Origin of the sequence: Sandarakinorhabdus glacialis (assembly GCF_014643455.1) — a bacterium.
Taxonomy (GTDB): Bacteria; Pseudomonadota; Alphaproteobacteria; order Sphingomonadales; family Sphingomonadaceae; genus Sandarakinorhabdus; species Sandarakinorhabdus glacialis.
Genome location: NZ_BMJM01000005.1, coordinates 1 through 22,344, shown reverse-complemented (window position 1 = coordinate 22,344; position 22,344 = coordinate 1). Strand labels below are relative to the sequence as shown.

The 22,344-nt window shown below is 65.6% G+C and carries 16 protein-coding genes; 6 read left to right on the top strand and 10 right to left on the bottom strand.

Annotated features, from left to right (window positions below):
- Window positions 1–3: 3 nt before the first annotated feature.
- The 8 genes from addA to ahcY are packed head-to-tail and all read right to left on the bottom strand — an operon-like array spanning window position 4 to window position 10,780.
- Complete coding sequence (addA, locus tag IEW98_RS08185; RefSeq protein ID WP_188762460.1) at window positions 4–3,447, bottom strand: double-strand break repair helicase AddA; 3,444 nt, start codon at window positions 3,445–3,447, stop codon at window positions 4–6.
- The gene (gene addB, locus IEW98_RS08180) at window positions 3,444–6,455 is read right to left on the bottom strand and encodes a double-strand break repair protein AddB (protein ID WP_188762459.1); all 3,012 of its coding nucleotides are present in this window, start codon (window positions 6,453–6,455) and stop codon (window positions 3,444–3,446) included. The genes addA and addB overlap by 4 nt, the downstream gene beginning before the upstream one ends.
- Window positions 6,456–6,470: 15 nt before the next feature.
- Window positions 6,471–7,223 carry a nucleotidyltransferase family protein gene (locus IEW98_RS08175; RefSeq protein ID WP_188762458.1) on the bottom strand — a complete coding sequence of 251 codons (753 nt, stop codon included), beginning with the start codon at window positions 7,221–7,223 and terminating at the stop codon, window positions 6,471–6,473.
- The gene (locus IEW98_RS08170; protein WP_188762457.1) at window positions 7,220–8,194 is read right to left on the bottom strand and encodes an aminoglycoside phosphotransferase family protein; all 975 of its coding nucleotides are present in this window, start codon (window positions 8,192–8,194) and stop codon (window positions 7,220–7,222) included. Before IEW98_RS08170 ends, IEW98_RS08175 begins: the two co-directional genes overlap by 4 nt.
- Complete coding sequence (tsaE, locus tag IEW98_RS08165; RefSeq protein WP_188762456.1) at window positions 8,191–8,637, bottom strand: tRNA (adenosine(37)-N6)-threonylcarbamoyltransferase complex ATPase subunit type 1 TsaE; 447 nt, start codon at window positions 8,635–8,637, stop codon at window positions 8,191–8,193. The genes IEW98_RS08170 and tsaE overlap by 4 nt, the downstream gene beginning before the upstream one ends.
- Window positions 8,634–9,047 (bottom strand): type II toxin-antitoxin system VapC family toxin, encoded by a 414-nt coding sequence (locus IEW98_RS08160; protein ID WP_279380358.1) that lies wholly within the window; start codon window positions 9,045–9,047, stop codon window positions 8,634–8,636. Before IEW98_RS08160 ends, tsaE begins: the two co-directional genes overlap by 4 nt.
- Window positions 9,044–9,322, bottom strand: a complete 279-nt coding sequence (locus IEW98_RS08155) for a hypothetical protein (protein ID WP_188762689.1) — start codon at window positions 9,320–9,322, stop codon at window positions 9,044–9,046. Before IEW98_RS08155 ends, IEW98_RS08160 begins: the two co-directional genes overlap by 4 nt.
- Window positions 9,323–9,370: 48 nt before the next feature.
- Window positions 9,371–10,780: an adenosylhomocysteinase gene (ahcY, locus tag IEW98_RS08150; RefSeq protein WP_371870763.1), complete on the bottom strand. Its 1,410-nt coding sequence runs from the start codon at window positions 10,778–10,780 to the stop codon at window positions 9,371–9,373.
- Between the two features lie 330 nt (window positions 10,781–11,110).
- Here ahcY and IEW98_RS08145 point away from each other — a divergent pair, with 330 nt between their 5' ends.
- From IEW98_RS08145 to IEW98_RS08135, 3 genes are all read left to right on the top strand, one after another.
- A complete protein-coding gene (locus tag IEW98_RS08145) occupies window positions 11,111–11,797 on the top strand; it encodes a mechanosensitive ion channel family protein (protein ID WP_207792534.1) in 687 nt (228 codons plus the stop codon).
- A gap of 208 nt (window positions 11,798–12,005) precedes the next feature.
- Window positions 12,006–14,069 (top strand): prolyl oligopeptidase family serine peptidase, encoded by a 2,064-nt coding sequence (locus IEW98_RS08140; protein ID WP_188762687.1) that lies wholly within the window; start codon window positions 12,006–12,008, stop codon window positions 14,067–14,069.
- An 8-nt stretch (window positions 14,070–14,077) separates the two neighbouring features.
- A complete protein-coding gene (locus IEW98_RS08135; protein WP_188762454.1) occupies window positions 14,078–16,195 on the top strand; it encodes a prolyl oligopeptidase family serine peptidase in 2,118 nt (705 codons plus the stop codon).
- An 84-nt stretch (window positions 16,196–16,279) separates the two neighbouring features.
- On the opposite strand, the gene IEW98_RS08130 is transcribed toward IEW98_RS08135, so the two are convergent.
- Window positions 16,280–17,044 carry an inositol monophosphatase family protein gene (locus IEW98_RS08130; protein WP_371870762.1) on the bottom strand — a complete coding sequence of 255 codons (765 nt, stop codon included), beginning with the start codon at window positions 17,042–17,044 and terminating at the stop codon, window positions 16,280–16,282.
- 199 nt (window positions 17,045–17,243) lie between these two features.
- Here IEW98_RS08130 and IEW98_RS08125 point away from each other — a divergent pair, with 199 nt between their 5' ends.
- Window positions 17,244–17,993 (top strand): DUF72 domain-containing protein, encoded by a 750-nt coding sequence (locus tag IEW98_RS08125; RefSeq protein ID WP_188762452.1) that lies wholly within the window; start codon window positions 17,244–17,246, stop codon window positions 17,991–17,993.
- A gap of 63 nt (window positions 17,994–18,056) precedes the next feature.
- Complete coding sequence (locus IEW98_RS08120; protein WP_188762451.1) at window positions 18,057–20,288, top strand: transferrin receptor-like dimerization domain-containing protein; 2,232 nt, start codon at window positions 18,057–18,059, stop codon at window positions 20,286–20,288.
- A 451-nt stretch (window positions 20,289–20,739) separates the two neighbouring features.
- Here IEW98_RS08120 and IEW98_RS08115 read toward each other — a convergent pair whose 3' ends face one another.
- Window positions 20,740–20,916: a hypothetical protein gene (locus IEW98_RS08115; RefSeq protein WP_188762450.1), complete on the bottom strand. Its 177-nt coding sequence runs from the start codon at window positions 20,914–20,916 to the stop codon at window positions 20,740–20,742.
- Between the two features lie 529 nt (window positions 20,917–21,445).
- Here IEW98_RS08115 and IEW98_RS08110 point away from each other — a divergent pair.
- Window positions 21,446–22,279 (top strand): hypothetical protein, encoded by an 834-nt coding sequence (locus IEW98_RS08110; RefSeq protein ID WP_188762449.1) that lies wholly within the window; start codon window positions 21,446–21,448, stop codon window positions 22,277–22,279.
- The last annotated feature ends 65 nt before the right edge of the window (window positions 22,280–22,344 follow it).

Sequence of the window (22,344 nt, the reverse complement as noted above, 5' to 3'; positions counted from 1 at the left end):
TTGCTATGCAGGAGAGATAGGCGTGTCAGCGCGCAGCTTCAACGATAGTTCCGCTTGGGGGACGTGAAGCGCGAGCAGGGCATCGGGCAGGTCGATGATCGCCGGGCCCTCGGTATACAGCAGCGCGGCGCGCACCGGCCGATCGGGGAAAACCTTCGCCAGCGCCGCGACATAGGCCGCCATCTGCTTGAGGTGATACGGCTCGACGGCATCCGCGTCGGCCGGCACCCGCCGCCCGGTCTTGAAATCGACGACCAGCACTTCGGCTGCAGCGACCAGCAGCCGGTCGACCTTGCCGGCGATGACGATCCCCTCCACCACGGCCGCCACCGGCGCCTCGACCAGCGCCCCCGGCGCGAATACCGCGGCAAAACGCGGATCATCGAGGATCCCCAGCACCGTCGCCGTGATCGCCCCCGCATCGAGGTCCGGCACGCTCATCCGGCACCACGCCTCGCCGACCTCGCGTCGCCGCGTCGGATCGATATCGGGCAGCCGCTCGAACAGCGCATGCAACGCCGATCCGCGTCGCGCCGCGAGCTTCGACGCCGCACTCGCCGGGGGAGCCGCAACATCGTCGGCTGCAATCGCGCTCGGCGACAGCGGCCGCGGTGGCCGCGCCTCCTCCGCTGGCATCTCGCGCGCCCAGGCCGGCAGCGTTACCGCAGCCTCAGGGCGTATTACCGCCTCCACAGGCTTGCGCTCCATCGGCACCCCGGTGGCAAAGCACATCGCGCCCTCGTCGTCGGTCTCGATGTCGAGTCCCTCCATCGCCGACTTGACGATCGCATACCAGCTGCCCTCGGGCGCCTCGGTCTTGCCCGGACCCAGCGCGCCGCCGATGAACAGCAGATCCTCGGCGCGCGTCAGCGCCACGTACAACAGCCGGCAATGCTCGCGCTCAGCATCCTCGTCGGCCTGCTGGATCGCATCGCCCAATCGCCCGCCGAGCGCCTTGCGACTGCCGACGAACACCGGCAGCGGCGGGCCGCCGTCGAACGCCATCATCACCGGCGCCTCGCGCTCGGCCCGCCGCGCCTTGGTCGCATCCGCCATGATCACCACCGGCGCCTGCAACCCCTTGGCACCGTGAACCGTCATCAACCGCACGGCGTCCAGCGGCGCGTCGGGATCACGCTTGATCTCGATATCATCGCCCTCGACCCACGCCAGGAATCCCTGCAGTGACGGCGCATTCGCCGCCTCGAAGGCCAGCGCCTGGTCGAGCACCGCGTCGATGGCGTCGCGCGCCTCCTCGCCGAGCCGCGCCAGCAATTTCGCCCTGCCCTGCAGCTTGCCCGACAGCACCCGCTCGAAAAACTCGTATGGCGCCGCGAAATCGGCAAAGCCCAGCATTTCGGTCAGCCATTCCCGCGCCGCTAGCACCAGCGGGTCGCCGCTATCCCGCACCCGTTGCCACAGGTTGCCCTCGCGTTCGTCGGCGAGCGCGAACAGCCGCTCGTGATCGAGGTTGATGAACGGCGACACCAGCAGCGCCGCCAGCGTCAGGTCGTCCGCCGGCTGCAAGGCGAACCGCGCCAATGCCAGCATGTCGGCGACCGCCAGTGGCTCGGTCAGCTTCAACCGATCGACACCCGCCACCGGCACGCCGTGGACGTGCAGCGCCGCCACCAGCGCCCCCGAAAATGCGCTCCGGCTGCGCACCAGCACGAGGATATCCTGCGGCCGCACCGGCACGCCGCGCGCCGGCAATATCATCGGCTTGCGCGGATCGAGCCAGCCGGCGATGCGCTCGGCGATCTGGTGCGCCAGCGCGATCTCCGCCTTGGGCGCGCGCACGCCCTCGCTGTCGTCGTCGCTTTCACTATCGCCGCCACCGTCGTCATCGCCGCCGCCGGCATCGGTCTCCATTGGTGGCCACAGCGTCACATAACCGGCGCCTTCCGCACGGTGCGCCTGATGCCTCGGCACATGCCCCAATGGGTCGAGCGCCGGGTGGCCCAGCACATCCGCCACCGCATCGACGACTTCGAGCACCGCCGGCACCGACCGGAAATTGGTCGCCAGGTCGATGTTTCGCCAAAGCTCGCGGCTATCGCTGGCAAGCGCTTCGAAATGCTCACGCTTGTCGCGATAGATTTTGGGGTCGGAGCCCTGGAAGCTGAAAATCGCCTGCTTGTAATCGCCGACCACGAACAACGTCCGCTGCACGTCGCGCGCGCCTTCGCCATCGAAAAACTCGGAGGACAGCGCCTCGACGATCCGCCACTGCCGGCCATTGGTGTCCTGCGCCTCGTCGACGAGCACATGGTCGATGCGCTGGTCGAGCTTGTAGCGCACCCATTCCGCCGCCCCCGGCGCGAGCAGCAACCGCTCCGCTGCCGCGATCATGTCGTCATAATCGACCACGCCCAGCCGCGCCTTGGCCAGCGCCCAATCCGCCGCCAGCCTTTTGCCGACGCGCAGATGACACGCGGCATGGGCAGCAACCGCATAAAGCCGCTGTTCCGCCGCCAGCTCGATCAGCATCAAGCCCGTCTGCGCGCAGAGATCCTTGAGCGACGGATCGCGCAAATCGGCCGCCTTGGGCACCATCGTCTTGCGCGGCGTGTCGTCGGCAGTGACGAACAGCTTGTAGATCGCCTCCACACCCGGTTCCGCCGTGCCCAGCCAATCGGTCAGCCCCGCCGCCAGCTTCACCGCATTGTCGTTCCCCGCCGCCGCCAGCGCCGCCGCAAGCCGCTGCAGCCCACCACGGTCGATCCGCGCCAACCCCGTCTTCGCTGCGCCCGCCGCATCGCTGTCCGACGCCAACCCGAAACCGCGCCGCAACATCGGCTCGATGCCCTCAAGACGCAGCCCAGCCAGCGCCTCGGCATGGCCACCCAGCCGCTGCGCGACGCTGCCCAACTGCATCTCGCCGCCGGCAATGCTGATCGCTGCCAGATCACCGAGGAACCCGCCGTCGCCCTCGGCATCGGCGCGCTCGATCGCCTCCGCCAGCAACCGCCGCCGCAGCACTGCGCCGCCGCGATCGTCGAGCGTCGCAAACCCCGGCGCCACCCCCGCTTCGACCGGGAAACTGGCAATCAGCCCCTGCGCAAACGCATGGATGGTCTGCACCGCCAGCCCCTGCGGCGCGTCGAGCACTTGGGCAAACAATCGCCTTGCCCGGCCGCCCATCTCGGCATCGTCGCCGGCGCGCAAGGCCGTCAGATCCGCCGCCAGTGCCTCGTCGCTGCACCGCGCCCATGACGCCAGCCGGTCGAACACCCGCGTCTGCATTTCGGCCGCCGCCAGCTTGGTAAAGGTCAGGCACAGGATCGCGTGCGGCGGCGTGCCTTGGAGCAGCAACCGCAACACCCGCGCCGACAGGACCTGGGTCTTGCCCGTTCCCGCCGAGGCCGCGACCCAGGCATGGACATCGGGCGCCGCCGCCGAGGCCTGCGCATCCATCAACGGCAGCAGCCGCTTGCCGGCGATCATGCGCTGCCCCCCCCGGTCCTATCACGCCGCGTCGGACGATCGAGCCATTCGGCGACGCGCGCCAGATGATCGTAATCGCCCCACGCCAGGCCCGGCTGCAATTTGGGCTCGAACGGCGTCAGCGTTTTCAAAAGCCATTCTGTCCGCCGCTCGGCCCGCGCCAGCACATCGTCGACATGATCGACCGCCGACAAAGGCGGCCGGCCCTTCAGCGGATCGAGGACCTTGCCCGGCTCACGCCCCCCTGCCAGCCGCCAATAGGCGATCGCCTCGGGCACCCCCGGCCGCACTGGGCCGGACTTCGTCCGCATGACGCCGGCCGACGCCATCGCCATCATCAATCCGAGTTGGTTGGCCAGCCCGGCCCGCACCTGCGCGCCCGATGGCGAGCGCCCGGTCTTGTAGTCGACCACCACGAGACGATCGCTGTCATCGCGGTCGATACGGTCGGCGCGGCCACGCAGCGTGATCCCGTTGCCCAGCAGCAACTCGCCGCCGGCCTCCGCCATCATCGTTGTCCAGCCCTCGGCCTGGCGCCGTTCGATCTCGGTGCCTGCCCAGGCGAGCGCCCGCCGTGCCCGCGGCGCCCACAACGCGCGCAGCAACGGAAACATCTTGCCTTCGGTACTCAGCATTTCCTCGGTAAACCGCGCCAGCAATGCCGTGCTGCCCGTCCCGGCATTGACCCAGCGTTCGAGCACACCGTGGATATGGTTGCCGCGCGACGCCGCCGTCGGATCCTGGTCGAGCGGATCGAGCGGCCGCAGCTTCAGCATCGACCTCGCATAAAACGCAAACGGGTCGGTCACCAGCGTGTCGACCTCGGTCACCGACAATATTTGCGGCCGCCGCGCCACCGCCGGCTTCGGCATCGGCTTGGCCACCGGATGCGCCCGCCCCGCACCGTCGAGCCGCCGCGCCAGCAACAGCAGCCCGTCATCATGGACGATGTCGCCGCTGAACGCCTGCAACCGCAACCAGAACCGCGACGGCACCAGCGGCGCGCTGGCATCGCGCCGCGCCCGCGTCAGCAGCACCCGCGGCGCCCCCAGCCCGCCGACGAAATCATGCGCCGCCAGCCCGGTCGCGCGCGCCAGCCCCGGCAAACCCAACTGCCCGCGGATCGCCGGCGCCAGCCACGGATCGGGCGCCGGCCGCCCCGGCCAGACGCCCTCGTTGAGCCCGCCGAGAATCATCAGATCGGCACGCTGCAATTGGGCCTCGAGGGGCCCTAAAATCGCCAATCGCGGATGCCCGCCATACGCCGGGCGCACCGCGATGTCGGAGAGAAGCGCCGCGAGCAACGCCGGCGCCTCGTCGATGGCAAAGCGCCCGAACACCCCGCCATCGGCCTCCAATCGCTCGATCAACCCGGCCAGCGCACGCCCATCGGTACCGCTCCACAACCGGTCGCCAGCCAGCGCACCGCCTACTTCGCGCAGCGCCGCCGCCAGCCGCGGCAAGTCGGTCTCGCCGCGCTCCTCAAGCTGCGAAAGCGGCTCGAGCATCGCCGCCGCGCCGTCCCACCACGCCTCGAGCCCGGCCGCCCGCGCGCGCCCTGCCGCCAGTGCCTCGGCATCGGCACCGCTGCGACGCAAGCGCGCGCCCGCATCGACATTCCAGCGTTCGAGCTGCTCCGAAATCGCTTCCAACCCCGGCGGTGGCCGCACCCCGCGCAGCACCAGATCCAGCCGCCGCACATGCCCCAGCCACGCCAACCGGCGTTCGCCCGACGCCGTCAGCGGATGCTTCAACGCCGCCAGCAGCGCCACCGGCGAAAATCCCTGCGCCATCGCCTCGACCAGCGCCAACGCCAGCGCCCCCGGCGGCGTCAACCGCAGCGGCACGCCCGCCGAATCATCGACCATCAACCCCCAGCGCCGGCACTGCCCCGCCACCCGCCGCGCCAACCCGCGATCGGGCGTCACCAGCGCCGCCGTCTGGCCGGGCACCGTCAACGCCTCGCGCAGCGCCAGCGCGATGACTTGCGCCTCCTCGGCCGGCGTCGCCGCCTCGACCGCGCGAACCCCCTCGAACGCCGTGGTTTCCGCCTCGGCATGCCAACCCGCCGCCGCCGGCGCCATCGCCGCCATCACCGCCTCGGTCCGCGCCGCCGGGCCATCGCGCCCGGTCGCCACGCCCCAATCGGCAACTTCGTCGCGGCCCCATTCCATCCGCGCCAGCAACGCCTTCATGGCAAATTGCGGATGCTCTTCCGAATCGCGGACAACGCTTTGCGCGTCCGCCGCCCGGCAGCCAATCGCCGCCCAGCGCGCCGAAGCGATTTCGCCGCGATCGGTATCGAGCCCCGGCAACACCACCAGCCCCTGCGGCAACACGGCCACCGCCTTCAGCAACCGTACGATCGGCGGCGAGCTGCCGCTGATCCCCGCCGCGACCACCAGCCCGGCCGGCGGCACCGCCCGCCAGCGCGCCGTCAGCGCATCGATCAACGCCGCCACCCGCGTGCCGCCATCGCTGCCGCCGATCGCATCGCGCGCCGGCGGCCAGTTGGTGATCACCAGGTCGAGAAAGCGCAAAGTCTCCTTCCAATGCTCGGCGAGGTCGGCATTCTCGACGACTGTCGCCAACCGATCCGGCGCGATCTCCTCGGCCAGCAATGCATCGAGCGCGCCGCCGAGTTCATCGCCCAGCCGCAGCGCTTCGACCGCGCTCCGCCCGACGTCGCGCGGCATGGCGCGGACCAGCCGTGCCAGCTCAAGCCGCCGCAACAATGCCGGCACAGCGGGTGGCAAAGCGCTCTCACCCGCCGCAAAACGGTCGAAACTATCGTCGCCGATATCACCCACGGGCGTCATCCGCGGCAACAAAAGCCCGCCATCGGCCAACCGCACGAACGCATCGGTCAACGCCCGCGTCGCACGCCGGTTGGGCAGCAGCACATGCGCCTGAGCAAGCGCCAGCGGATCCCCCGCACAGCGTTCAAGCAGGCCGGCGGCCAGCGCATCGACGAACGCAACATGCGCCGGGATCGAATAAAGGCTCATCCGGCGGACCGCCGGTCAGACGGTCGCAAGCAGGGCTTCGGTCTCACCGACGCTCGCCGGCGTGCCGACGTGGAACCACAGCCCCTGGTGAACCGCCCCGAACAAGCGGCCCTCGGCCAGCGCCTTGTGCCATTGCCGCCAGACCGAAAACGGCTCCACCGGCTCACCATCGAACAGGCGTTTTGAGATCAGCTGGATGCCCGAATAGACGAACGGCGCCACCCGCACCTCGCCGCGCGGCCGCACCAGCCCGCCCGGATCGAGATGGAAATCGCCGCGCCCGTCATAGCCCGCCGCGCGCGCCAGAGGCACCAGCAACAGCAGCACGTCCATCGTGTCCGGGTCCCAGCGCTGCGCCATCAGCCGCAGCGTATCGGCCGATCCATCGACCCACATATTATCGGCGTTGATGACAAAAAACGGGTCGGCGTCGATCAGCGGCATCGCCTTTACAACGCCGCCGCCGGTTTCGAGCAACTGCTCGCGCTCGTCCGAAACCCGGATATCGAGCAAGCCTTTCCGCGCCCGCACCGCCGCATCGATCTGGTCGGCAAAATAATGCGCGTTGACGACCGCCGTGCCGATTCCCGCCGCTTCGACCCGGTCGAGCGCGCGATCGAGCAACGTCCGCCCCGCCACCTCGACCAGCGGCTTGGGCCGCGTCGCCGTCAACGGCCGCATGCGCTTGCCAAGCCCTGCCGCCAGCACCATCGCCGTTTGCGGCATCGTCACGTCGATGCGCGGCCGGATCGCCAGCGGCGTACTCATGCCGTCACCTTTACACCGAACCGCGCAGCCGCCGGCACATTCGCCGCGAACCAGTCCGCCACCGGTGCGAGTGCCGGCTGCGCCAGGTTGCGCGTCACCAATTCCCACAGCCGCGGGTGGAACGCCGGATAAGCCGCCTTGCCATCACGCACATACAACCGTGTAAAGACGCCCAGGATCTTGATATTCCGCTGCGCCCCGAGAATGTCGTATGCCGTCCGGAAATTTACCGCATCGACCCCCGGCCGCGCCGCCAGGTATCGCTCGATCATCGTCGCCTCGAGCTCGGGCGAAACCACCCGCCGGATATCCTGCAACAACGACGCCAGGTCATACGCCGGGTGACCCGCAAGCGCGTCCTGGTAGTCGAGCAACCCCAGCCCGCGCAGCCCTGGCCGATCGATGATCATCAGATTATCGGCGTGATAGTCGCGCAACGTCAGCACCGGCGACGCATCTAGCACCGGCGCCCACAATGGCTGCCATGCGGCATCATAACCAGCCGCCTCGGTCACCCCCACAGCCGGCAAATACCAGTCCGGAAACAACCGCGCCTCGCGCAGCAATTCAGGCTTCGAGTATGGCGACACATCGCCCGCCGGATGGACGTGCAGCGCCGCAAGAATATCGACTGCCGTCTCGTAAACCGCCCGCTCGCGTTCGGGCGACTGCGACAGCACCGGGCCAACGCGATCATCGCCGAAATCCTCGAGCAGGATCAAGCCCTGTTCGAGATCCACCGCCAACGGTTGCGGAGCCGAAAACCCCAGCGAATCAAGCTGCTTGCCGATCGCCAGAAACGGCCGCGAATCCTCCTTTTCAGGCGGCGCATCCATCAGCACCGCAGTCCCGGCATCGCCATGCACCCGGAAATAGCGCCGAAACGAAGCATCCCCCGCCAGCGGCGCAATCCGCGCGCCGCCCCAGCCATTGCGTGCCAGAAAATCGGGGGCCGTAACCGGCGGGATCATTTGGAGAGGAGCGGAGGCCACCGACCCTCCCAAGCCTTGGGCGCTTCCCAAGTCAAGTGCCGAACCGCATCGCCGCTCCCCGAAATCGTCAGCCGCAGGGCATCGCGCGGCAACCGGTTGCCCAGCCGCTCCGGCCATTCGACGATCAACGCCGCATCGGTCTCGAACAATCCCAGCGCATCGGCGTCATCCGGCGCGTCCAGCCGGTACAAGTCGACATGCCAAACCGGCACCCGCACATCGGGTGCCTCATACGGCTGCACCAGAGTGTATGTCGGCGACGGCACCTCTCCCGCCCAACCCAGAGCCTGGATCACCGCCCGCGCAAACGTCGTCTTCCCCGCCCCGAGATCGCCAAACAACGCAAGGACATCGCCAGTGCGGATAACGTCAGCCAGCCGCCCGGCAACGTCCGCCATCGCCGCTTCGTCCACTACAATCATTCGCGCCGGCTCGCCGGGTGAAGCTTAGCGTCGGTGGAAGCGAAATCCTTACCTGTGCACAGGATCGGTAGGCCCTCGACCCTTGCAAACGCATAAACCATCAAATCGAGCATATTGAGCAATCCGCCGCGCCCGTTGCCGGTGCCGAAACGCTCATTCGCCGAGGTAGCAGCATTGGCGGACTCGATATCGAACGGCACGACCTGCAATCCAAACGCCTCGACAAGCGCCAGGACCCGAGGATCGGGATGGTTGCCTGCGGTCGCCATGACCCGCTGGAGTTCAACCAGGGCAGGCGCGGGCAGGGCCGCCGTCTGGCTGACCAAAGCCAACTGCATCTCGGCGTGGCCGGGCTCAGCCTTGATGATCGCAACCAATGCCGATGTGTCGACGACAAGCGATATGCTCAACGCGGGTTGCCACGCTCGTCGTACTCACGGGCATCGAACTCAGCCATGGAGGGAATGTCGGTGCGCTGACGCAACTGATCGAGTATCGCGTCGATCCGCGCCAACCGCTCGGCGCGCTCGTCCGGCAACGCCGGCACCGGCATCGCCTCAAGCGCTTCCTCGATCACCTGCGCCTGGCTGCGCCCGTCACGCGTCAGCAGCGCCAGCCGTGACGCCGCCCGGTCGGAGCGTATGGTGATCGGCTTCTGGGCGCGGCGCGTCTGCATCCCACCCATATAATGCAATGTGCTTGCACGCGCAAACCGCGTGCAAGCACAAAGATTTTAGTACCGGTAATGATCCGGCTTGAACGGGCCGCTGGTGGGCACGCCGATATACCCGGCCTGCTTTTCGCTCAGCTTGGTCAGCTTCACGCCCAGCTTTTCGAGGTGGAGCATCGCCACCTTCTCGTCGAGATGCTTTGGCAGGACGTATACTTCGTTCTTGTACTGCTCGGACTTGGTCCAGAGTTCGATCTGCGCCAGCACCTGGTTGGTGAAGCTGGCCGACATCACGAACGACGGATGGCCCGTCGCGCAGCCCAAATTCACCAGGCGCCCCTTGGCGAGGATGATGATCTGGTTGCCTTCCGGAAACTCGACGATGTCGGTGCCGGGCTTCACTTCGGTCCACTTGTAGTTCGACAGCGCCGCGATCTGGATCTCGCTGTCGAAATGCCCGATGTTGCAGACGATGGCGTTGGGCTTCATCGCCTTCATGTGCTCGGCGGTGATGACATCGGCATTGCCGGTCGCGGTGCAGAAGATGTCGGCGCGGGTCACGGCCTCTTCCATCGTCACGACTTCAAAGCCTTCCATCGCCGCCTGCAATGCGCATATCGGATCGATTTCGGTGACCATGACGCGCGCGCCGCCGTTGCGCAGCGACTGTGCCGAACCCTTGCCGACATCGCCGAAACCGGCAACCACGGCGACCTTGCCGGCCAGCATGACGTCGGTGGCGCGGCGGATGGCGTCGACCAGCGATTCCTTGCAGCCATAAAGATTGTCGAACTTCGACTTGGTCACGCTGTCATTGACGTTAATTGCCGGGAACGGCAGCTCGCCCTTTTTGGCGATCTCGTACAGGCGGTGAACGCCGGTGGTGGTCTCTTCCGAAACGCCCTTCAGATTCTTGACGGTTTCGGTCAGATAGCCGGGACGCAGCTTGATGAACGCCTTCAGCGCGCGCTGGAACTCGACTTCTTCCTCGTTCTCCGGCTCGCCCAAAACCTGGCCGGCCTCGAGCTTGGCGCCCCACAATGCAAACATCGTGGCGTCGCCGCCGTCATCGAGAATGATGTTCGACGTCGTGTCGCCCCAATCGAAGATGCGGCCGACATAATCCCAATAATCGGCGAGGCTCTCGCCCTTGATGGCGTAAACCGGGATGCCGGTCGCGGCGATCGCGGCGGCGGCATGGTCCTGCGTCGAGAAGATATTGCACGTCGCCCAGCGCAGCTCGGCGCCGAGTTCGGCGAGCGTTTCAATGAGCACGGCGGTCTGGATCGTCATGTGGAGCGAGCCAACGATGCGCGCACCCTTCAGCGGCTTCGACGCGCCGAACTCCTTGCGCAGCGCCATCAGGCCCGGCATCTCGGTCTCGGCGATGTTGATCTCGCGGCGACCGAAGTCGGCGAGGCCGATATCGGCAATCGCATAATCGTTGAGATCGGTCACGGGTTTAGTCGCCACGGCGAAATTCCTGTCTATGGGAGCAAGCTCGCGACATAGGCCGGAGGAGCCGTCGGAGCAAGCATAAAGATATCTTTATATGATTTGATGCGCCCGTGCGTTGCCGCGGCGACTGTCGCGGCGCTGCCACGGCAGGGCTATACATGATTGCCCAGATGGGCTTAAATCCGTCCCGGATCAGTAACGACACCGTGCAACGGACGACATGAACGACATCACTGCCTGGTCGGGATCGATCCTGCCACTTCTGTGGCGGTCGCCGTCAAGGTCCTCATGGGCATCGCGCTTTACGTCGTCGGCCGCTGACTGATCAGCTTCGCCATCAAGATCATGTCGCGCGTGCTGACCGCCCGCAATTTCGATCCGACGCTGCAACGCTATCTCGCCAACATCGTCGGCGTCGTCCTCAATATCGTCCTCGTCGTCGCCATCCTCGGCTATTTCGGCATGGAGACCACGTCGTTCGCCGCGCTCCTCGCCGGTGTCGGCCTTGCCGTCGGCGCGGCCTGGTCGGGCCTGCTCGGCAATTTCGCCGCGGGGGCCTTTCTCATCATCTTCCGCCCCTACAAGGTCGGCGACTATGTCATCGCCGGCGGCATCGAGGGCACCGTCACCGAGATCGGCCTGTTCAACACCGTCATCACCTCGCCCGACAACGTCCAGACCATCGTCGGCAACGGCAAGGTCTCGAACGACGTCATCAAGAATTTCTCGGCGCATGAATACCGCCGCGTCGATCGCACCGCCCAACTGGCGTTCGGCGTCGATCCGATCGACGCCATCGCCCGGCTGAAGACCGCCCTCGCCGCCATCCCCAACGTCGTCTCCCAACCCGCGCCGGACGTCGAGATCCTGGAATTCAACGAGCGCGGCACCGTCCTCGCCATCCGCCCCTATTGCCACACGGCGCATTGCTGGCAGGTCTGGTTCGACACCAACAAGCTCATTGCCAGCACCTTCGGCACCGCCGGCTATCCTGCCCCCTATTTGGTTCAGGAAAACAAGGCGCCCGCCTGACCCTCTTCTACCTCCCTCCCCCCTGAGGGGAGGGCGACTCGGCCCCAGCCGAGCGGGGTGGGGGTCCCCGCCCGCCGACAATCACGACGGCCAATCCCGACCCCCAGCAACCCCTAGCGCCGCCAGCCGCAACCTCTATGCTACCCACTCCCCGCTATCGACCCGGAGCCTCCCGCTTGTGCGCCTCACCCTGCTTGCCGTCCTGCTGATGTCCGCTCCCGCCGCCGCCGCCCCGATCACCTACCCGGCCACCGCCACCGTCGCCCAGACCGACATCCAGCACGGCGTCCCCGTTGCCGACCCCTATCGCTGGCTCGAAAACGACGTCCGTACCGATCCGAAGGTCGCCGCTTGGGTCGCCGCCCAGAACACCGCCACCGACGCCTTCCTGGCGACCTTGCCCGGCCGCGAGAAAATCCGCGCCCGCCTGACCCAACTGTGGAACTACGAACGTTTCGGCGTCCCGCGCCTGCGCGGCACCACGCAATTCTACACCCGCAATTCCGGCCTGCAGAATCAGGCCGTTCTTTATGTCGAGCAGCCCGGCACCCCGGCGCGCATCCTCCTCGATCCCAATCCCTGGGCCAAGGACGGCGCCACCGCCCTTGCCGAATGGGAGCCTTCCGAGGACGGCAAATGCCTCGCCTATGCCGTCCAGGACGGCGGTACCGACTGGCGCACCATAAAAGTCCGCGACGTCGCCACCGGTACCGATCTCACCGACACCATAGAATGGGCAAAATTCACCGGCATCGCCTGGACCAGGGACGGCGGCGGCTTCTATTATTCACGCTTCGCCGCCCCTGCGCCCGGCGAAAAGTTCCAGTCGACCAACCTTAACCAGCATTTGATGTTCCACCGCCTCGGCACCGCCCAAGCCGCCGACACGCTGGTTTACGCCACCCCCGATCGCCCCAAGCTCGGCCACGGCGCACAGGTCACCGACGACGGCCGCTGGCTGATCATCACCTCGTCGGCCGGCACCGACGCTCGCTACGAAGTCACCATCGCGGACTTGGCCAGGGCCGAGAAACCCCGCACCCTCATTCCCGGTCTCGACCATAGCTGGAACCTGGCGGGCACCCGCGGCACCACGCTCTATTTCGTCACCGACAAGGATGCCCCGCGCTATCGCCTCGTCGCCGTCGATGCCCTAACCGCCAAGCTCACTGAAGTCATCCCGCAGGGCCCCGCCACCATCACCGGCGCCGCAATGTCGGGCAACCGCTTCATTATCGAGACGCTGTCGGACGCCAAGTCGGTCGTCGATGTCCACGACCTCACGGGCAAGCTCGCCGGCACCGTTCCTCTCCCCGGCATCGGCAGCGCCTCGGGCTTCGAAGGCGGCGACACCCCGCTGACCTATTTCGCCTTTTCGAGCTTCGCCACCCCGGCGACGATCTGGTCGTACGACAGCGCCACCAACAAAGCCGCAGTCATCCGCACCCCTAAGGTCGATTTCGATCCCGCCGACTACACCGTCTCCCAAGTCTTCTTCACCTCGAAGGACGGCACCAAAGTGCCGATGTTCATCAGCCACAAGAAGTCGCTCGACCTGACCAAGACCCACCCGACGCTGCTCTACGGCTATGGCGGCTTCAACGTCTCGTTGCCCCCTGGCTTCTCGGCGTCGCGTCTCGCCTGGATGGAAATGGGCGGCATCTTCGTCCAGGCCAATCTGCGCGGCGGCGGCGAATACGGTGCCGAATGGCACGACGCCGGGCGGCTCGCCAAAAAGCAGAACGTTTTCGACGATTTCACCGGCGCCGCCGAAGCCCTTATCGCCAAGGGCCTGACGACGCCGCAACAACTCGCCATCCAGGGCGGTTCCAACGGCGGGCTGCTCGTCGGCGCCGCCGTCAACCAGCGCCCCGACCTCTTTGCGGCCGCCCTGCCCGCCGTCGGCGTCATGGACATGCTGCGCTTCAACCGCTTCACCGCCGGGCGCTACTGGGTCGATGACTACGGCGATCCCGCCAACGCCGCCGATTTCAAGACCTTGCTGGCCTATTCACCGTACCACAATATCCGCAGCGGCACGGACTACCCGGCCATCCTCGTCACCACCGCCGATACCGACGACCGGGTCGTCCCCGGCCACAGCTTCAAATACACCGCTGCGCTGCAGGCGGCGAAGCTCGGCGACAAGCCGCACTTCATCCGCATCGAAACCCGCGCCGGCCACGGTTCCGGCAAGCCCACCGACAAGATCATCGCCGAAGCCGCCGATCTCTGGGCCTTCGCCGGCCATTTCACCGGCCTGACCAAGTAGGAATCCCGATGTTTCGCAATCTCGCCGCCGCCTTGTTGCTGGGTCTCACACCTATGTTCTCTGGCATGACCATCGCCGCCCCCATCACCTACCCGGCCACCACCACGGTCCCCCAATCCGACACCAGCTTCGGCACGTCGGTAGAGGACCCGTATCGCTGGCTCGAAGGCGATGTCCGCACCCAAAAGCCCGTCGCCGACTGGGTCGCCGCCGAGAACAAGGTAACGCAAAGCTACCTCGCGACCCTGCCCGGCCGCGACGCCATCAAAGTCCGCCTGACCCAGCTTTTCGATTTCGAGCGCGTCACCGTCCCCGAAGTCCGCAGCGGTCGTATTTTCTTCCGCCGCAACACCGGCCTGCAGAACCAGTCGGTCCTAATGGTGCAGGACGGAACTGCCGCGCCGCGGGTCCTCATCGACCCCAACCTCTGGGCCAAGGACGGCGCCACCGCCCTCGCCGAATGGGCGCCCTCAGCCGACGGCAAGCGCATTGCCTATGCCATCCAGGACGGCGGCAGCGACTGGCGCACCATCAAGGTGCTCGACGTCGAGACCGGCCAGATCCTCGCCGACGACCTCGACTGGGTCAAATTCTCCAAGATCGCCTGGAACGCCGACAATTACGGCTTCTTCTACTCGCGCCATCCAGCCACCCCCAAGGGCAAGGATTTCGTCTCGGCGGTCTATGACCACAATGTCTTCTTCCACCGCGTCGGCACCCCGCAAACCGCCGACACCCAGATCTACGCCTCGACCGAACACCGCGGCTATTACAACGAGGCCGAGACCAGCCCCGACGGCCGCTGGCTGGTCATCCGCTCGAGCACCGGCTCCGACGACAGCTATGAAATCCGCGTCCAGGATCTCTCCGACCCGGCGTCCAAACTCACCACCCTGATCGCCAAACGTGCCGACGACTGGCGCTTCGCCGGCAATGTCGGCGGCTCCCTGTATTTCGCCACCAACGCCGGCGCACCGCGCTACAAGGTCGTCGCCTTCGACAAACTGACCGGCGCACCGCGCACCATCGTCGCCGAAGGCAAGGACACCATCACCGGTGCCCACATCCTCGGCGACCGCCTGGTCGTCACCGCGCTCAAGGACGCCAGCACGTCGGTCCGCCGCTACTCGCTCGCCGGCGCCCCGCAAGGCCAGGTCGCCCTCCCCGGCCTCGGCACCGCCGCCGGCTTCGAAGCGACCCCCGGCACCGCCGTCAGCTATTACAGCTTCGCCAGCTACAACACCCCGCCGACGCTCTACCGCTATGACGCCGCCACCAACACCAGCACCGCCTTCAACGCCCCCAAGGTCGCCTTCAGCCCCGCCGACTATGTCGTCACCCAGGTTTTCGCGACCTCGAAGGACGGCACCAAAGTCCCGATCTTCGTAACCCATAAAAAGGGCCTCGACCTGTCGAAAGGCGCCCCAACGCTGATGTACGGTTACGGCGGTTTCAACATCAACGTCCTGCCGAACTTCAAGGTCGGCGCGCTCGCCTGGATGGAAATGGGCGGCGTCTATGCCGAGGTCACCCTGCGCGGTGGCGGCGAATACGGCGCGGCCTGGCACGACGCCGGCACCCGCCTGCAGAAGCAAAACGTCTTCGACGATTTCATCGCCGCCGGCGAATATCTCATCAAGTCGGGCACCACCCCCGGGAACGGCCTCGCCATCCAGGGCGGCTCCAACGGCGGGCTTCTCGTCGGCGCCGTCGTCAACCAGCGCCCCGACCTCTTCGCCGCCGCGCTTCCGGCGGTCGGCGTCATGGACATGCTGCGTTTCCCGCTGTTCACCGAAGGCCGCACCTGGACCGACGACTACGGCGACCCCGCCGACGCCGCCCAGTTCAAGAACCTCTACGGCTATTCGCCCTACCACAACATCCGCGCCGGCCAGGATTACCCGGCCATCATGGTCACCACCGCCGACACCGATGACCGCGTCGTCCCCGGCCACAGCTTCAAATATGCCGCCGCGCTGCAGGCCGCCAAGATCGGCGACAAGCCGCATTTGATCCGAATCGAAACCCGCGCCGGCCACGGCAGCGGCAAGCCTACCTCGAAACAGATCGAAGAAATCGCCGACCTCTGGACCTTCATCGCCCACTGGACCGGTCTGAAAAAGTAGCATCTTTTCTTCTCCCCTCCCTTCTTCAGCCGTAAGGCGACGCCTTCGCGTCAACGGAGGGGTCGGGGGTGGGTGAGTCTGCCCCTACCCCAACAAAAACCCCCGCACCGCCTCCGCAACCCCCGCATCCCCAGCCGCGACAACCCGGCCATCACTCCCCAACCGCAGCGCCGCGCCGGCCCAATCCGTCATCACCCCGCCCGCCCCGGTAACCACCGGCACCAGCGCCGCCCAGTCGTGCACCTTCAGCTCAGCCTCGACCACGACATCGAGATGCCCCGAAGCCACCAGCCCATAATTATGGCAATCCCCCCCATAAAGCACATCGAGCGCCACCGCCTGCACCTTCGAAAACGCCCCAAAATCCTCGGCCGAAAACGCATGCGGAGACGTCGTCCCGACCCGCGCCTGCGCCACCCCCCCGCACCGCCGCACATGCGCCGGATGCCCGCCGAACAAGGTCGGCCGCCCAACCGCTCCTACCCAGCGATCGCCGATAATACACTGGTCGATCATCCCCAGCACCGGCACGCCATCCTCGAGCAACGCAATCAGCGTCCCGAAAATCGGCCTTCCGGCAACGAACGCCCGCGTCCCGTCGATCGGATCGAGCACCCAAACCCGCGCCGCATCCGCCCGGTCATCGCCATATTCCTCGCCGATCACCCCGTCATGCGGCCGATGCTCCGCCAGCAAAGCCCGGATCGCCGCTTCCGCCGCGCGATCCGCCACCGTCACCGGCGAAAAATCTTCCTTGGTCTCGACAAGGAACGGCCGCCGAAAATAAGGCCGTATCGCCGCCCCCGCCGCATCTGCCAGCACATGCGCCAGCGCAATATCCTCGTCCATCACCACTTCTTGTCCTCCCCCTCAGCCGTAGGCGACGCCTTCGCGTCAACGGGGGAGGCGAGAGACGCGTCTTCACGCGGCCCGGGTGGGGGTGTCCCCCCGTCCCGAAAATCACCAAATCCCACACCCAACTCCCAAATCCACATCCCCACCCGATACCCCCTGTCACGCCCCCCGCCAACCGCGCTAACCTCCCCCCATGACAAGCAACATCCACATCGGCGTCGGCGGCTGGGATTTCGATCCCTGGCGCGGCACCTTCTACCCCGACGGCCTCGCCAAGACGAAGCAACTCGCCTTCGCCGCCCAGCACCTCACAGCCACCGAGATCAACGCCACCTTCTACGGCCGCCAGAAACCCGCCACCTTCGCCAAATGGGCCGCCAGCGTGCCCGACGGCTTCCGTTTCGCCGTCAAGGCCTCCCGCTACAGCACCGCCCGAAAAATCCTCGCCGAGGGCGAAGAATCAATCCGCATGTTCCTCGAACAAGGCTTTACCGAACTCGGCGACCACCTCGGCCCGATCCTCTGGCAATTCACCCCCACCAAGCGCTTCGACCCTGACGACTTCGCCGCCTTCGTCGCCATGCTCCCGGCAAAGCAGGACGGCATCCCCCTCCAGCACGCCCTCGAAGTCCGCCACGACAGTTTCAAGGACCCCGCCTTCATCGCCCTTGCCAGGAAAGCCAACGCGGCCATCGTCTTCGCGGATTCAGACGATTACCCGATGATCGACGAACCCACCGCCGATTTCACCTACGCGCGCCTCCAGCGCGCCACCGAGGCCCACCCCACCGGCTACAGCCCCGCAGACCTCGACGCCTGGGCCGAAAAAACCCGCACCTGGGCCGCCAACAAGCGCCAGACCTACATCTACTTCATCTCCGGCGCCAAGGTCCGCAACCCCGCCGCCGCCACGGCCCTCATCGAACGCCTGGCGCAAAAATAACCGGTTTGAGCCCTCGCCCCGCCTGTGCCACGATGCCGGCACATCCACGGGGGTCCCTTTTCCATGAAGTTCCGCAGCATCACGCTCGCCATCCTGCTCGCCGGCACGGCACCCGCTCTCGCCCAACTCACGCCCCAACAAGCCGCCAACGAAAAGTCCCTCGACGCCAGCATCTCCGCCGCCGAACAAATGGCCTGGCTCAAGCAAATGGCCTCCGCCCCCAACCACGTCGGCTCGGCGCACAACAAGGCCAACGCCGAGTTCATCCTGTCGAAATTCAAGGAATGGGGCTGGGACGCCGCTATCGAGCGCTTCGACGTGCTCTACCCCACCCCGCTCACGGTCAGCCTCGAGCTCGTCGCCCCCACCGCCATCAAGCTCGGCGGCCAGGAACCCACCATCGCCGAGGACGCCAGCTCAGCCAACCTCGCCGACGCACTTCCCCCATACGTCGCCTTCCAGGGTGACGGCGATGTCACCGCCGACGTCGTCTATGTGAACTACGGCCTGCCCGCCGACTACGACGCCCTCGCCCGCCGCGGCGTCGATGTCCGCGGCAAGATCGCCCTCGCCCGCTACGGCGGCGGCTGGCGCGGCCTCAAGCCGAAACTCGCCCAGGAACACGGCGCCGTCGGCACCCTCATCTATTCCGATCCCGCCAACGACGGCTATGCCACCGCCGACACCTATCCCAGCGGCGGCGCCCGCCCCGAAAACGCCGTCCAGCGCGGCTCCGTCGCCGACATGACGGTCTATCCCGGCGACCCCACCACCCCCGGCTATGGCTCGGTCCCGGGCGCAAAACACCTCGCCCGCGACAAGGCGGCGACCATCCTCAAGATCCCCGTCCTGCCGATCTCCTACGGCGACGCCCAGAAAATCTTCGCCACCATGGGCGGACCCCGCGCGCCCGACGACTTCCGCGGCGCGCTCCCCCTCTCCTATCACCTCGGCGGCGACGGCAAGACCCAGGTCCGCCTCGCCGTCAAATCCGACTGGAGCCTGAAGCCCGCCTACAACGTCATCGCCAAGCTCAAGGGCAAGGACCGTCCCGACGAATGGGTCGTCCGCGGCAACCACCACGACGGCTGGGTCTTCGGCGCCTCCGATCCGCTCTCGGGCAACGTCGCCATGCTGTCCGAGGCCAAGGCCCTCGGCGCTATGGCCAAGGCCGGCTGGCAGCCCTCGCGCACCATCGTCTATGCCAGCTGGGACGCCGAGGAACCGATGCTCCTCGGCAGCACCGAATGGGTCGAAACCCACGCCGCCGAGCTCCAGAAAAAGGCCGTCATCTACATCAACACCGATGGCAACGGCCGCGGCTTCCAATATGCGGAGGGCAGCCACCAATGGCAGCACCTCGTCAACCAGGTCGCCCGCGACGTGAAGGACCCGCAAACCGGCGCCAGCGTCGGCGATCGCGCCCGCGCCCGGCTCCGCGCCAACGCTTATGATGGCCAGGCCGTCGCCGAAACCACGCTCGCTGCGGCCGAATCCGGCGGTGACCTGCCCATCGGCGCGCTCGGCTCGGGCTCGGACTATTCGTCATTCCTCCAGCATCTCGGCATCCCCGCCCTCAACATCGGCTATGGCGGCGAGGACGAATCCGGCGGCGCCTACCACTCGATCTACGACAGCTACGAACACTTCACCCGCTTCGACGACCCCGGCCTCGCCTATGGCGCCGCGCTCTCGCAAACCACCGGCCGCCTCGTCCTGCGCATCGCCGACGCCCCCACCCCGCCGGTCCGCTTCGCCGATTTCGCCACCACCGTGAAAACCTACCTCGCCGAGGTAAAAACCCTCGTCGAAACCCGCCGCAAGCAGGACACCAAACGCGAAGCCCTGCTCACCGCGGGCAGCTTCACCCTCGCCAGCGACCCCAAGGCCCCCGTCACCGCCGCCCTTCCCCTGCCGGCCACCCCCATCATCGAGCTCGCCGCCCTCGAAAACGCCGTCACCCGCCTCGAATCCAGTGCCAAGGCTTTCGACGCCGCCCTCACCGCAAAAGGCCCGGCTCTGACCACGGCCGCCCGCACCAAGCTCAACGCCCTGCTCCGCGACATCGACCAGCAACTCCTCATCCCGGAGGGCCTCCCCGGCCGCAGCTGGTACAAACACTCGATCTACGCCCCCGGCCGCTTCACCGGCTACGGCGCCAAAACCCTCCCCGGCGTCCGCGAAGCCATCGAAGAACGCCGCTTCACCGACGCCAACCGCTACGCCGCCCTAACCGCCGCCGCCCTCGACCGCTACGCCACCCGCCTCGACACCGCCCGCGCGGTGTTGGGGTAAGCGGCGACACAATCAGGTCATCCCCCCTCCTTCGTCGCAACACCGCTCTTCATCGTCACCCCGGCGAAGGCCGGGGCCCATCTCGCGAACTCGGCAGCATAAGGGCCTCCGGCGGCTGGGGCCTCGGCCCCAGACCCATTGCAATTTGCAAGGTTTAACGGGTTAGGGACCACTTGCAGACTGGCGGCGTCTGAGCCGGTGATAGGTAAAGCCGCGGCTCGCTTGGCCCTCAACGGTCACGACCGCCCTCGACCCAGTTCCGGATGATCCTGATGTCGCCACCGTTCGGCGTTTCCGACAGAAGTTGCCGTTTGCTCCCCGCCAAGCCCCCGGTCAGCAAGGTGTGGCCCTTTTCGCCGTGCGAGACAGTGTCTCCAATATCTGAAAGCGGTGATTCCCTTGCGGCACCAACGCTCGGCGCCGCCAAACCGGTTCGCTAATCTGGACATCGCTACTCGGCCAGTAAAAAAGGTTGAAACAGCGCCGCTCCCACTTCTCTGATTACCGCCTCGCCTAACTGTGCCAGAATATATTCGGTGGCTGCATGGGATGGTGCGAGTGATTCACGAGAGTTGGCCGTGGAAACAACGGCATTTAAAGGATGCGGATATTCTTGAGCGGTGGTCAACCAAGCCGGTCTCGGACCGCAGGAGCTACCTTTTAGAAAACAAGGTATTCAACTCCGCGTACGCTATGCGGAAGTTGGCTCATAGCTACAAGTTATCTAGCTCCTTTGACGACCGTAACGTCAATTGTAACCGCTATCTTTCAATCAAGCCGTTGACATGGCGTGAAAGATGGCAATACTGGGAACATTTCGACTTCGATAATTTTAAACCTATTAAAGTATCGGCGTTAGGCCTTATCGATACAATCATACATAGTTACATTTTCTGGGAATTTGCCACCGAGAAATCGTCGTTAGCAATAAAATTTGTTGTTACTTCCGATCGGAAACGCAACAGTTACCTTCTTGAGTTTAGCTTAGAGTCCTACCTCGCGTTAATGCGAGATGCTGGGCAGGATCATCCAAGTAATATCCAGATGGCTTACAGTGAGGAAGATGGCGATTGGCGTATGTGGCGAGGACGTGGTCAGCCACCCCAGCATATCGCTGCGAAGTTGTTCGGTCCTCGTAAGTCATTGGAGTAGCCCTATTGCCGCGTCTATCCGAGGGGCAGCGCCTGACCAAAACGCTGACGGCGCTGAAGGCATTGCAGCGCCGACCTAAAAGCGATGCCCACATTGGCTTAGATATTCAGGAAAATCTCATAATACTGATATCTCGCGCAGAAATGAGCATAACTCGCCAGAAGAGCGCGATCAGTTCAGTTCGTGCGAGCCTTAGTAAAAAAGGACTTGATAAGGAGGAGGCGAATTTTGCAAAAGCTAAACTCACTCAGCACAATGACTGCATTGAACAGCATAGGTCCACTATCGGCTTATGCAGAGATATCGGTGATAGTATTGCATTTTTGTACATTGACCGATGGGACATCAAGCCGCTCTTCCTGAAAGAGTCGGCAGGAAACATTACCGGCAAGCGAGGCAATAGGCTTGAGCGCGCAATTTTGCGCAGGCTATTCAAGGAAGGATGTCCATGTCTTCTCAACGACTTAACGGGTTCGCTCCGATTTGCTGATCTCACGCTGTTTGGCCCATATGGGACGTTCGGACTGATCGAAGCAAAAAGTGGAAATGGCGGAAACAAGAAGCGCGCGGGTCGGCAGCAGGCCAAAGCAAAAGCCGTCATGGAGTACCTGATAACCGATAAGCGCGAACTTGAAGGCGCGCCTATGTTAAGGAGGTCGTTACAGGAGAAGCCACGATATCACGTAGGGCATCTAAATCGACTTCTCTATACCTACATCAGCGAGAGTAGAAGGCAAGCGTTTCGGGAGGTAGAACCTGGGGTTTTCTACACGATCCTTGGAGAAGAACCCTCTGGGCCGGTAATTACTCACCCCCTTGCCAAACCGGGCTGTCCGTGATTCATCCTTTCCATGAATCGCGAGGATCTTGAGGGGCTTACGAAACCTGAGTTGATTGATCTGGT